Source organism: Robertmurraya mesotrionivorans (assembly GCF_050971805.1).
Lineage (GTDB): Bacteria > Bacillota > Bacilli > Bacillales > Cytobacillaceae > Robertmurraya_A.
Genome location: NZ_JBPCCH010000003.1, coordinates 203,713 through 217,272, shown reverse-complemented (window position 1 = coordinate 217,272; position 13,560 = coordinate 203,713). Strand labels below are relative to the sequence as shown.

Here is a 13,560-nt window from a genome sequence, read left to right as displayed (position 1 = left end):
TTTCGTTTGGTTGTATTTTTAAAATGTTTGATTATTGCAGTGAAAGGAGAAACAATTATGAACGAAAAGCAACGATTAGAAAGCCAACAAGCAGTGCAGGAAGGTAATTCTTCGGACAAAAAATCCGATAAGGATTACAGTAAATTTTTTGAAACAGTATATACTCCACCATCGTTAAAAGACGCGAAAAAGCGTGGGAAAGAAGAAGTAAAGTACCATAAGGATTTCTCACTTCCTGAAGAATTTAAAGGCATGGGACAAGGTCGTAAATTTTATATTCGTACGTACGGCTGTCAAATGAATGAGCATGATACAGAAGTAATGGCTGGTATTTTCATGGGGCTAGGCTATGAGCCAACAGACTCTGTTGAGGATGCAAATGTTATTTTATTAAATACTTGTGCGATCCGTGAGAATGCTGAAAACAAAGTGTTTGGTGAGCTAGGTCATCTTAAACATTTAAAGCAGCAAAACCCAGATGTATTAATCGGAGTTTGTGGCTGTATGTCTCAAGAGGAATCGGTTGTTAATAAAATCCTAAAAACATACCACCAAGTGGATATGATTTTTGGAACGCATAATATTCACCGCTTACCAAATATCCTACACGAAGCTTACATGTCTAAGGAAATGGTTGTGGAAGTATGGTCTAAAGAAGGAGATGTTATTGAGAACCTTCCGAAGATCCGCCGTGGAAATATTAAAGCATGGGTAAACATTATGTACGGATGTGATAAGTTCTGTACGTATTGTATCGTTCCATTTACTCGCGGAAAAGAGCGTAGCCGTCGTCCTGAAGACATCATTCAAGAAGTTCGCCAGCTAGCAGCGCAAGGATATCAGGAAATTACGCTTCTTGGACAAAACGTAAATGCTTACGGAAAAGATTTTGAAGATATGAAGTACGGTTTAGGTGACTTAATGGATGAGATCCGTAAGATTGATATTCCACGTATTCGTTTTACAACGAGTCATCCGCGTGATTTTGACGATCACTTAATTGAGGTACTTGCTAAGGGTGGAAACTTAGTTGAGCATATACACCTTCCAGTTCAATCTGGTTCTACAGAAGTACTAAAAATCATGGCTCGTAAGTACACAAGAGAACAATACCTAGAGCTTGTTCGCAAAATTAAAGCAGCTATTCCTAATGCTTCTTTCACTACAGATATCATTGTAGGATATCCGAATGAAACGGAAGAACAATTCGAAGAAACGCTTTCCTTATACCGTGAAGTAGGATACGAATCTGCTTATACATTCATCTATTCTCCACGTGAAGGAACGCCAGCGGCTAAAATGCAGGATAACGTTCCAATGGAAGTGAAGAAGGAACGTTTACAGCGCTTAAACGCATTGGTAAATGAAATGTCTGCAGAAGCAATGAAGAAATATCATGGGGAAGTAGTGGAAGTATTAGTTGAAGGGGAAAGTAAAAACAACCCGGATGTACTTGCTGGCTACACTCGTAAAAGCAAGCTAGTAAACTTTGTTGGGCCAAAAACAGCAATTGGTAAGCTTGTAAAAGTAAAAATCACAGAAGCAAAAACATGGTCATTAAACGGGGAAATGGTGGAAGAAACTCAAGCGGTAGAGGTGAAATAAATGGCGAAGTACACAAAAGATGATATTATAGCACGTGCAAAAGAACTAGCTTCCATGATCGCGAGCACAGAAGAAGTAGATTTTTTCAAGAAAGCGGAAGCGCAAATTCATAGCAATGAAAAAGTAAGCTCTCTTATCTCGCAAATTAAAGGGTTGCAAAAGCAAGCTGTTAATTTGCAGCACTATGGAAAAGCAGAAGCTCTTAAGAAAACAGAAGATAAAATTTCTTCTATTGAAGAAGAATTGGATTCTATCCCTGTAGTACAGGAATTTAAGCAATCACAAGTAGACGTAAATGAACTACTGCAATTAGTGGCTAACACCATCTCCAACAAAGTAACAGATGAAGTCATCTTGTCAACGGGCGGAAATGTCCTAAGTGGAGAAACAGGTGCAGAGGTTAACAATAAGAATCAGAGCTGTTCCCATCACTAAGATGAAGACTAAGAAGACCCTCGTTTGGGAAACGAGGGTCTTTTTTGTATGCGACTCGGTTTTGAAGGGGAGTGAAGACTGGAAAGGGGTACAAATCTAGCCGAAAAGGTATTCATTGGAGTTATGAAGACCGAAACAGCTCGGAAATCCCGTTATAACGTCCTTCATCGGGCTTATGAAGGACAAAACTGATAGCGGGAGCATCTGCAACGTCTTCATCAGTATATGAAGGACAAAACTGGTAGTGAATCCAGCCAAAATGAAGTTCATCGAGCCTATGAAGATCAAAACCGTAACAGAATCTAATCAAAATGAAGTTCATCAAGTCAATGAAATTCAAAACCGTTAAAGAACCCAACCCAAATGAAGTTCATCAACGCAATGAAGATCAAAACCGTTAAAAAATCCAATCAAAATGAAGTTCATCAACCCAATAAAGATCAAAACCGTTAAAAAATCCAACCCAACTGAAGTTCATTAACCTTAATAAACTATCCAGTAAAAAAAACGTCCAAAAATGATCTTCACCCTACAAATGACCAACCACACCCACCGTCACATATCCCTCAACCAATACAATATTCCATAGAATTCCCCAGCCCCCTTACATAATTTCTCACCTTTTCTGGGTATTCGCATAGAATGCACTATATCCGCCACCTAATGCCGAAAGAAATACAAACATGAAAAATATTATCACACTAGTCTAATGTCCCGCATAGGATGAAGTGAAAATGAATGAGGAGGGTTCGCTCGCAATGGCAGATTACAGAGAGATTATTACAAAAGCGGTCGTAGCGAAAGGACGTAAGTTTACACAGTCTAACGATACGATTCGCCCGGATCACCAACCGACTAGCATCCTTGGTTGCTGGATTATCAATCATACGTATGAAGCTAAAAAGGTTGGAAAAAAAGTCGAGATTCACGGCTACTATGACATTAACGTTTGGTACTCCTTTAATGATAATACAAGAACTGAAGTAGTAACTGCACGAGTTGACTATTGTGACGTCATTAAGTTAAAGTACCGCGATCCAGATTGCCATGATGACAACGATGTTATTGCTCGTGTCGTTCAGCAGCCAAACTGCATAGAAGCTGTTATCTCACCGAACGGTAATGCAATTATCGTTCATGTGGAAAGAGAGTTTCTTGTAGAAGTAATTGGGGAAACAGTGGTTTGTGTAGCTGTTTACGATAATTGTGACTGCGACGACGACTGGGGATTAGATGTCGAAGACGAAGAGTTTGAAGATTTAAATCCAGATTTCTTAATCTGTGACGAAGAAGAGTAATGGCGAACTAGGAAGGTTTCACTTCCTAGTTTTTCTTTGTGGCTGATATTTACAGCTTCCAAAAAACCTTTCCCTTCATTCTTTATGTTATAATAATGATCAGAGTGAATGAAAGAATTAGGGTTTTGGAGGATTGTATGGCTACATATACGCCGATGATACAGCAATATTTAAAGGTAAAGGCAGAGTATCAGGATGCCTTTTTATTTTTTCGTCTTGGGGATTTTTACGAGATGTTTTTTGATGATGCCGTCAAGGCTTCACAAGTACTAGAAATTACACTAACTAGCAGAGATGGTGGGTCTCAGGATCGTATCCCTATGTGTGGGGTTCCTTACCATGCTGCTCCTCAATATATTGAACAGTTAATTGAAAAAGGATTTAAAGTCGCGATTTGTGAACAAACGGAAGATCCGAAGCAGGCAAAAGGTGTGGTTCGGAGAGAAGTAGTTCAGTTAATCACACCTGGAACGATGATGGAAGGAAGAGGACTGAATGAGAGAGAAAACAATTATTTAGCGTCCATCTCTAAGTTCTCCGATGATCAGTATGGGTTTGCGGTGAGTGATCTGACTACAGGGGAATCTCAAGTAACCATCACAAAGAGCATGGATGAAGTTCTAAATGAACTTGCAACTTCTGGTGCTCGTGAGGTGGTCATTTCTGCTTCTCATTCGGACGAACTGCAGAAAAAAATTCGTGAACGAGGTCAAGTGACGCTCTCAATGGAAGAAGATATTCAAAGTTATTTTTCGTTTGAAGCTCTTTTGTCACACTTAACCAATGATGAGCTTAAGCAGACGGCCGCAAGATTATTTAATTACTTATATCGAACACAAAAAAGATCGCTTGATCATCTTCAGGCTGTTCGGTTTTATACAGTAGATCAATATATGAAAATAGATTATTACTCGAAACGTAATCTCGAGTTAACAGAAACGATTCGATCGAAAGGCAAAAAAGGCTCTCTTCTATGGCTACTGGATGAAACAAAAACGGCGATGGGAAGCAGAATGCTCAAGTCATGGGTAGATCGTCCACTTATCAATCAGCAACAAATCGAGCTTCGCCATTCCGTTGTAGATACGCTCTTTAGCTATTATTTTGAACGCCAAGAAATCCGTGAAAAGCTAACGGAAGTTTATGACCTAGAGCGCCTGGCAGGACGGATTGCATTTGGTAATGTGAATGCAAGAGATCTAATACAGTTAAAAAAATCGCTTCTACAAATTCCGTTATTAAAAAGTATGGTTGAGAATTTACCAAACGAAGCTACGAAACGTTTAGCAGACAAGCTTGAACCATGCGAAGAAATAACCGATTTATTAGAAACAGCGATTGTTGACAATCCACCGCTTTCAATTAAAGAGGGAAATATCATTTCCGACGGGTACAATGAAGAACTTGATCGCTACCGTTATGCGAGCCGTAATGGAAAGCAGTGGATTGCCGAGCTTGAAAAAGAAGAGCGTGAAAAAACGGGAATCAAATCGCTTAAAATCGGATACAACCGTGTGTTTGGTTATTATATAGAAGTGACTCGTGCGAATCTTTCCTTATTAAAAGAAGGTCAGTACGAAAGAAAGCAAACACTCGCAAATGCTGAACGCTTTATTACTCCGGATTTAAAAGAAAAAGAGACATTGATTTTAGAAGCGGAAGAAAAAAGTACAGAGCTTGAGTATGAGTTGTTTACAACCATTCGTGAGTACGTAAAGGAATATATTCCACATATACAAAGATTGGCTAAGGTCGTAAGTGAGCTGGACGTTTTGCAATGCTTTGCAGAAATTAGTGAAGCGCGTCATTACACAAAGCCAAGCTTTACTACTGACAGACAATTGGTGATTAAAAATGGTCGTCATCCGGTTGTTGAAAAGGTCATGAATGCTCAGGAATACGTGCCAAATGACTGCCATATGGGGGAAGAACGAGAGGTACTATTAATTACTGGACCGAATATGTCAGGGAAAAGTACGTACATGAGACAAATTGCGCTCACTTCGATTCTTGCTCAGATTGGCTGTTATGTTCCGGCAGATGAGGCCAAGCTCCCAATCTTTGATCAAGTGTTTACGAGAATTGGAGCAGCAGATGATTTAATTTCTGGACAAAGTACGTTTATGGTGGAAATGCTTGAAGCAAAAAATGCCATCGTTAATGCAACCCAAAATAGCTTAATTCTATTTGATGAAATCGGGCGAGGAACCTCGACCTACGACGGAATGGCGTTAGCGCAGTCAATCATTGAGTATATTCATGAACGAATTGAGGCGAAAACATTATTCTCTACTCATTACCATGAATTAACCGTTCTCGAAGAGCAGCTTCCGATGTTAAAGAACGTCCATGTAAGCGCGATTGAGCAAAATGGAAAAGTGGTGTTCCTTCATAAAATCAAAGAGGGAGCAGCTGATAAGAGCTACGGAATACACGTGGCAGAGCTAGCGGAGCTACCAAAGGAACTGATTGCTCGTGCGAATGAAATTTTAAAAGCATTAGAGTCAGGTGACAACACAACTGCCAAAGAAGAAAAGAAAGTAGTACCGAATAAGGTGTCAGAAGATGCTCAACTGTCATTTTTTGCTGAACCAAAGGTTGAAGCAAAAGCAAACCTATCATCGAAGGAAAAGAAGACACTTGAGTCTTTGAAATCGCTAAATATATTAGAAATGACTCCTATGCAGGCTTTTAATATTCTATTTGATCTTCATAAGCAGGCAAAGAGCTAAACATCTCAGGGAGGTGAGACGATGGGGAAAATCATTCAATTAGATGATCGACTATCGAATAAAATTGCTGCCGGAGAAGTGGTTGAACGACCGGCATCCGTTGTAAAAGAACTTGTTGAAAATGCAATTGATGCAGGTAGTACTGTGATTGAAGTAGAGGTTGAGGAAGCGGGATTAGGTAAAATCCGAATACTCGACAACGGTGACGGTATTTCAGAAGAAGATGTACTAATGGCGTTTCAGCGTCACGCGACTAGTAAAATAAAAAACGATGATGATTTGTTTCGGATCCGAACACTTGGGTTCCGTGGAGAAGCATTGCCCAGTATCGCTTCGGTAAGTCGTTTTGAAATGAAAACATCAACGGGTGAGGTCGGTTCAAGAGTCGTGTTTGAGGGTGGAGTTTTGCAGGTTCATGAAGCAGCGGCTGCCAGAAAAGGAACCGACATTATTGTTACGGACCTTTTCTTCAACACGCCTGCCCGCTTAAAATATTTGAAGACCGTTCACACAGAGCTTGGGAATATTACGGATATTATGAACCGTCTTGCGCTAAGCCATCCTGAAATTTCGTTTCGCCTGATTCATAATGATCGAAAGCTCCTTCACACCACTGGAAACGGTGATGTCCGTCAAGTTTTAGCGGCCATTTATGGAGTAAACATCGTGAAGAAAATGGTTCCTATTTCAGCTACTTCACTAGATTATAATGTAAAAGGTTGGATTGCTCTTCCTGAGATTACGAGAGCGTCAAGGAACTATATTTCTACCATGATTAATGGGCGTTTTATAAAAAACTATCCTCTAGTAAAAGCAGTGCAGGAAGGCTATCATACATTATTACCAATTGGCCGATATCCGATTGTTTTATTGTCAGTCGAAATGGATCCCATTTTAGTAGATGTAAATGTGCATCCGTCTAAGATGGAGGTACGTTTAAGTAAGGAGCAAGAGTTAAACCAGCTCGTTACAGATGCAATTAAAAAGGTATTTAAAAGCCAAGAGCTAATTCCATCAGGTTTTATTCAACCAGAGAAAAAAGAAAAGCCACAATCAGAGCAAACCTTTCTCGAGCTGGATCATGTGGTGGAAAAAGAGCTCCCGGTTGAGAGAACCTTTTTTACAGAGTCCATATTAAGAGAACCTATTACAACGGAAAGAGTAGAAGCGATTCAAATACCTGTTTCCATGGTAAAAGAAGAACCCCTTGCTCCTGTTAGGACGGCAACAGTTGCGGAGGGTGAGATAGAAGGGAAAGTCGTAGTTGAAAGGGATCTTCTAAATGAATCAAAATTAAGAGTTCCTCCTTTTTATCCAATCGGCCAAATGCATGGAACGTATATTCTTGCTCAAAATGAAAAAGGGCTTTATATTATTGATCAGCATGCGGCACAGGAAAGAATTAAATATGAGTACTTTCGTGAAAAGGTGGGAGATGTTCAAAGTGAGCTTCAAGAGTTACTCGTGCCGATTACACTAGAGTATTCTACTGATGAAGCGCTAAAGATTATGGAACATCAACACGAGTTAGAGAGAGTGGGTGTGTTCTTAGAGCCATTTGGACACAACAGCTTTATTCTTCGCTCACATCCACAGTGGCTCCCAAAAGGGGAAGAGAAAGAGCTTATGGAGGAAATGATTGAGCAGCTTCTACAAATGAAAAAGGTCGATATTCATAAACTGCGTGAAGAAGCGGCCATCATGATGAGCTGTAAGGCCTCCATAAAAGCTAACCATCATTTGCGGCAGGATGAAATACAGGCGCTGTTAGACGAGCTGCGATCTACTTCAGATCCGTTTACCTGTCCGCATGGAAGGCCAATTATTATTCATTATTCTACCTATGAAATGGAAAAAATGTTTAAACGTGTAATGTAAGAACTGGGTTCAATAGAATCCAGTTTTTCTTTTTTTGGTTATCGGAGTAATTTTACACAAAAAGGGCAAAAATAAGAAAAGTGTCGAACAAATTATATAGCTTGCACATCGATTATCCTATATATTGAAGGTAGAAAGGGGGAGGATGAATGTTTGTTTTTGGATTGCTAACGACAATTCTTCCAGCTGTCATCGTTATTTTTGCCATTGCTTATATTGCGAAAAACAAAAACAAGGAGGATGAAGAAACCATGATACGACACTTATACACATATTTAGTATTATTTGCGACCTTAATGATGGTCATTGGTGGTGGAATTTCCATATTTATGGCTACCGCTGACTTAGTGAGCCCGGCAGGCTATTACCAGAGCTTCTCCGATTACGAAATGATGCGTGAGAGCGAAAAGGTAGGAGGAAACACTCAAATTAGCGAGGAAGAGCTACGCGCCGATTATGAACAATTGGTGGAAGATGAAAAAGCGAGAATTAGAGAAAATGCCAAAAATCAAATGATTAAAAGCTTAGGATTTATCGTCATTCCTCTTCCGATATTTATTTACTTTAACAGAATGAGAAAAAAGCATATTGAGTAGAGCTCCTTTTCTTAGGGGCTATTTTTATGCCTATTTATCCGTGATATATACCCGTTTTTGGGATAAGTACATATAGTATCATGTATACAACTTAGAAGAAAAAGGGGAATGCCAATTGAAACGAGTAATGAGAAGACCTTTCCCTTTCGGTATGGGGAATATTGGTGGATATCCAAACTACAATCCGTTTTCCCAATTTGATAGTTTTGGTTATCCTGATGCAAAATACTATGGATTTGAAGATCAGGTGCCGAGCAAGGTTGGTATCGGAGGTTCCAATTATAGTCCATTTATTGGCTATGGAGCACCAAGCTTCGGTCATTCAGGCTATGGATATCCTTCTCCGTACGGAGGACCTGGATTTACTCCTGGTTTTGGAGGCGGATACGGCTTAGGTTTTGGTGGTGGTCCTGGAATGGGATATGGTGGAGGGATTAGTCCGCTCGGTGCTGGGTTACTAGGATTTGGTGCGGGGTTGCTCGGTGGAGCTCTCTTTGATACTAAAGGTCGATGGTACTATTAAAAACGAAGAAGTCCCAACGGGTGAAACCGTGGGACTTTTTCGAAGCTTATGGGTTAGTTACCTTGCCACAGAAGGTAACTTATGAAGATAATCAAGTGCCCTACCCGTACCAATAGCTACTGATTCTAACGGTTCATTAGCTAAATGAACGGGAACGAAGATTTGCTCGCTTAGCCACTGCTCCATGCCTTTTAATAGAGATCCTCCACCTGTTAAAATGACTCCTCGGTCTACAATATCACCGCTTAACTCGGCTGGACTGTCTTCTAACGTAGCACGGACAGCTTCTAGTATATGAAGCAGTGATTCTTTAATAGCATCACGAACTTCGTAGGAATGTAGTTCGATAGTTTTGGGTAAACCGGTTAGCAGGTCTCTTCCGCGAACTTCTAGCACTTCTTTTTCATGGTCCACAAGGGCATAACCGATTTCCATCTTAATTTGCTCGGCAGTGCGCTCTCCAATCAGAACATTGTATTCTTTTCTTACATACTGAATAATATCGTCATCCAAATGATCGCCGCCAATGCGAATAGAGTGGCAGGCAACGACGCCTCCGAATGATATAATCGCTACTTCAGTAGAACCTCCACCAATATCTACTACCACATTGGCAACAGGCTCATCCACCGGAAGTCCAGCTCCAATCGCAGCGGCCACTGGTTCTTCAATAAGATAGACTTTTTTTGCACCTGCGTTTTTTGCGGCATCCTGAATGGCTCTTTTGTCCACACTCGTAGAGCCAGCTGGTGTACAAATTACCACATTAGGTTTTCGAATTGTTAACCCCATTCTGGTTGAAGCTTTTGTAATAATGTACTTTAATAATTCCGAAGTAATATCATAATCGGCAATAACTCCGTTTTTTAGAGGACGAATCGCTGTAATTTTACCAGGTGTTTTTCCGATCATTGCTTTTGCTTCTAGTCCCACCGCTACGACTTTATTCGTTGTAGTATCTAGTGCAACTACAGATGGCTCATTATAGACAATCCCTTTATTTTTACTATATACAAGTACGTTTGCTGTACCTAAATCAATTCCAATCTCTAACGTTCCAAACATATCTATCCCACCAATTCATTTTAAGTCTCTTTACACTCTTCATATAAAGTAGCACGAATTTGGGGGTTCTCTGTCGATTGTTATCGAATCGTTATATAATTGTAATGTAAAAAGAAAGAAATGGAAGTGTATGACAAAGGTATAACGGGTAAAAATCTGGTTATAATGCATAGAGGCTTACCTGCTTCTAGTTTTATGTTAATGGTGTTCCATGTTATACTACAATGCATCTAAAGTAATTTGTAAAGGCAGTGTCAGCATGATACAGGAGAAGGAAAAAGTCGTCGTCTTAATTGGACCAACAGCCGTTGGGAAAACGAGGACGAGCATTGAGTTAGCGAAGAGATTTAATGGTGAAATCATTAGTGGTGACTCGATGCAAATATATAAAGAAATGGATATCGGAACAGCCAAGATTAAGCAAGAAGAAATGGAAGGAATTACTCACCATCTCATTGATATTAAGAATCCAGATGAGACGTTTTCAGTAGCCGAGTTTCAGGAGCTTGTACGCATGAAAATTACGGAAATCACCAATAGAGGAAAGCTACCAATGATAGTTGGTGGCACGGGACTGTACATTCAATCAGCCATCTATGATTACCAATTTTCTGATGCTCCGAATAATGATGAACTGAGACAACAGCTGGAAGACCGAGTGAAGACAGATGGGGTGGAAGTTCTTCATAAAGAGTTGTCTCAAGTAGATCCAGTAAGTGCGGATCGTATACATCCGAATAATGTTCGTCGTGTCATCCGTGCATTAGAAGTTTATTTGACAACCGGACAAACGTTAACGGAAATACAATCGGAGCAAGTGATTGAACCATTGTATGAAGTTTCTATCATTGGCTTAACAATGGAACGTGAACGCTTGTATGAACGTATTAATGCAAGAGTAGATGAAATGATTACAGAAGGTCTAAAAGAAGAAGTGAAAAAGCTATATGACCGTGGGCTTATGCATACACAGGCTTTACAAGCCATTGGTTATAAGGAGTGGTTTCGTTATTTTTCTAAAGAACAATCGCTTGAAACAACGATCGAGCAATTAAAGCAGAACTCTCGTCGATACGCGAAACGACAGCTTACATGGTTCCGAAATAAAATGGATGTTACATGGTTTGATATGACAGATGTGACAAATGAACAACAGATTCAAAAAAAAAATACTGAAATTTCTACGTATATTGAAGGAAAGCTAAAAATAAAATCGAATACATATGAAATAGAGATAAAAGAGGAGGATTTATTATGAAGCAAGCCATTAATATCCAGGATCAGTTTTTAAATCAACTTCGCAAAGACAGTACAAGTGTAACAGTGTTTTTGTTGAATGGCTTCCAATTAAGAGGACAAATCAAAGGCTTTGATAACTTTACGGTTCTGTTTGAATCGGAAGGGAAGCAACAGCTTGTATATAAGCATGCCATTTCTACTTTCTCTCCACTGCGCAATGTACAAATTGATTTAGAAGGTCCACAGCAGCAATAATGGAACTTCATTCAAGACCCGCTTTCTTCACGGAAGCGGGTCTTTGATTTCTAAAATAAATTTTTTTGAATACATATAGAGTAATCGCTTAAATAATGGGAAAAGCATGAGCTACTGCCAGAGGAGTAAATATCACTAAAAATAGGCTATTGTCACAATTCATGCACCAAGCGCGTATACTGTTTTATAATGTGAGGTGAAAGCTTTGGACCAACCAATTCGAATGAAAAACAATGGACAAATCAGCATTGTCTTAAATTCTCAGAAACGAAAACCCACTGTTACCGAACCATATGTGGCTCCAAAGGCCATTCCCCCAGAGCATGCAGCATTAAAGGAGATAGAGGAAGAACTTGGTGCGCTTGTTGGAATGGAAGAAATGAAGCGAATGATAAAGGAAATTTACGCATGGATATATGTGAACAAAAAAAGGGAAGAAGCTGGATTAAAAGCGGGGAAACAAGCGCTCCATATGATGTTTAAAGGAAATCCTGGAACAGGGAAAACTACTGTTGCTAGGTTAATTGGGAAGTTATTTCTGCGAATGAATGTCCTTTCCAAAGGTCATTTAATTGAAGCGGAACGGGCCGATCTAGTCGGTGAATACATCGGACATACTGCCCAAAAAACAAGAGATCTCGTTAAGAAAGCGCTCGGGGGAATTCTATTTGTTGACGAAGCCTACTCTCTTGGAAGAGGCGGAGAAAAGGACTTTGGTAAAGAAGCCATTGACACACTCGTCAAACATATGGAGGATAAGCAGCATGAGTTCATCCTAATTTTGGCAGGTTATTCGAGAGAAATGGATGATTTTCTCACACTCAATCCTGGATTACATTCTCGGTTTCCCCTTGTCATCGATTTTCCAGATTACAGCATTGAGCAACTGATGGAAATTGGGCAGAGAATGCTGAAGGAAAAGGAATACACATTAAGCCATGAAGCAGAAAAGAAGCTTCGGGAGCATCTCATATGGGTGAAATCAGCGTTTAGCCCAGCTGGCTTCTCGAATGGGCGATATGTTAGAAATGTTCTCGAAAAATCGATCCGAGCTCAGGCAATGAGATTGTTAATGATAAGTAACTTCGACAGGCATGATTTAATGACGATACGAAGCAATGATCTTATATTTGAAGAAGATGACTAGAATGGAGCAGGCTACAAGTAGCCTGCTTTGTTCGTTATGTAGCGGATTAGTATTAAAAACGAATATTTGGTATGATATAAAAAAGGACGATGAGGTGATTTCTTGGAGCAAAAGCATGAGTATGAAAAGGTGATTCTTGTGGGTTGTCAAACCGTAGAGGATGACGAAAGATTTCACTATTCTATGGAGGAGCTAGCTTCTTTAACGGAAACCGCAAAAGGTACAGTACAAGCAACATTATCTCAAAAAAGAGACAGAATCCATCCATCTACATACATAGGTAAAGGGAAAGTTGAAGAGTTGAGAGCATTAGAGGAGGAAACGGAAGCAAATATTATCATATTTAATGATGAGCTTTCGCCTAGTCAGGTCCGAAATCTATCAAAAGACATCTCAGCAAGAATCATTGATCGAACTCAATTAATTTTGGATATTTTTGCCCAACGTGCACGTTCTAAAGAAGGGAAGCTTCAAGTCGAATTGGCCCAGCTTCAATATCTTCTTCCGAGGTTGGGTGGGCAAGGAACGCAACTTTCACGACTTGGTGCAGGAATTGGGACGAGAGGTCCGGGGGAAACCCAACTCGAGACCGATCGGAGACATATTCGAAGAAGAATTGATGATATTAAAGCACAGCTCAAGGTGATTGTGCAGCATCGTGATCGTTATCGTGAGCGTCGGAAAAAGAATAAAGCCTTTCAAGTGGCGTTAGTCGGGTATACGAATGCGGGGAAATCGACATTATTCAATCGTTTAACGGAAGCGGATTCGTATGAGGAAAATCAAT

At 39.9% G+C, this 13,560-nt stretch carries 12 protein-coding genes; 11 read left to right on the top strand and 1 reads right to left on the bottom strand.

The window, feature by feature from the left end; translation table 11 throughout:
• Positions 1 to 57: 57 nt before the first annotated feature.
• From miaB to ACRX5O_RS07350, 7 genes are all read left to right on the top strand, one after another.
• Positions 58 to 1,605, top strand: a complete 1,548-nt coding sequence (gene miaB, locus ACRX5O_RS07380) for a tRNA (N6-isopentenyl adenosine(37)-C2)-methylthiotransferase MiaB (RefSeq protein WP_433905364.1) — start codon at positions 58 to 60, stop codon at positions 1,603 to 1,605.
• On the top strand, positions 1,606 to 2,040 hold the full coding sequence (locus ACRX5O_RS07375; protein ID WP_433905363.1) for a YlbF/YmcA family competence regulator: 435 nt from the start codon (positions 1,606 to 1,608) through the stop codon (positions 2,038 to 2,040).
• Between the two features lie 758 nt (positions 2,041 to 2,798).
• Positions 2,799 to 3,338 (top strand): outer spore coat protein CotE, encoded by a 540-nt coding sequence (locus ACRX5O_RS07370; RefSeq protein ID WP_119707616.1) that lies wholly within the window; start codon positions 2,799 to 2,801, stop codon positions 3,336 to 3,338.
• A 137-nt stretch (positions 3,339 to 3,475) separates the two neighbouring features.
• Positions 3,476 to 6,070 carry a DNA mismatch repair protein MutS gene (gene mutS, locus ACRX5O_RS07365; protein WP_433905362.1) on the top strand — a complete coding sequence of 865 codons (2,595 nt, stop codon included), beginning with the start codon at positions 3,476 to 3,478 and terminating at the stop codon, positions 6,068 to 6,070.
• Between the two features lie 21 nt (positions 6,071 to 6,091).
• A complete protein-coding gene (mutL, locus tag ACRX5O_RS07360; protein WP_433905361.1) occupies positions 6,092 to 7,948 on the top strand; it encodes a DNA mismatch repair endonuclease MutL in 1,857 nt (618 codons plus the stop codon).
• A 149-nt stretch (positions 7,949 to 8,097) separates the two neighbouring features.
• Positions 8,098 to 8,544 (top strand): hypothetical protein, encoded by a 447-nt coding sequence (locus ACRX5O_RS07355; RefSeq protein ID WP_433905360.1) that lies wholly within the window; start codon positions 8,098 to 8,100, stop codon positions 8,542 to 8,544.
• A 115-nt stretch (positions 8,545 to 8,659) separates the two neighbouring features.
• Entirely contained in the window at positions 8,660 to 9,067 is a 408-nt protein-coding gene (locus ACRX5O_RS07350; protein ID WP_433905359.1) for a hypothetical protein, read from the top strand.
• Between the two features lie 57 nt (positions 9,068 to 9,124).
• Here ACRX5O_RS07350 and mreBH read toward each other — a convergent pair whose 3' ends face one another.
• A complete protein-coding gene (gene mreBH / locus ACRX5O_RS07345) occupies positions 9,125 to 10,132 on the bottom strand; it encodes a rod-share determining protein MreBH (protein ID WP_433905358.1) in 1,008 nt (335 codons plus the stop codon).
• A 259-nt stretch (positions 10,133 to 10,391) separates the two neighbouring features.
• Between mreBH and miaA the strand changes: the two genes are divergently transcribed.
• The 4 genes from miaA to hflX all read left to right on the top strand — a co-directional run.
• Positions 10,392 to 11,390, top strand: coding sequence for a tRNA (adenosine(37)-N6)-dimethylallyltransferase MiaA (gene miaA / locus ACRX5O_RS07340; protein ID WP_433905357.1), 999 nt, complete (start codon positions 10,392 to 10,394; stop codon positions 11,388 to 11,390).
• On the top strand, positions 11,387 to 11,626 hold the full coding sequence (gene hfq / locus ACRX5O_RS07335) for an RNA chaperone Hfq (RefSeq protein WP_430773982.1): 240 nt from the start codon (positions 11,387 to 11,389) through the stop codon (positions 11,624 to 11,626). Before miaA ends, hfq begins: the two co-directional genes overlap by 4 nt.
• A gap of 205 nt (positions 11,627 to 11,831) precedes the next feature.
• Complete coding sequence (gene spoVK / locus ACRX5O_RS07330) at positions 11,832 to 12,773, top strand: stage V sporulation protein K (protein WP_119707623.1); 942 nt, start codon at positions 11,832 to 11,834, stop codon at positions 12,771 to 12,773.
• Positions 12,774 to 12,875: 102 nt separating this feature from the next.
• Positions 12,876 to 13,560: GTPase HflX (gene hflX, locus ACRX5O_RS07325; RefSeq protein ID WP_433905356.1), on the top strand; the 685-nt coding region annotated here is incomplete at its 3' end.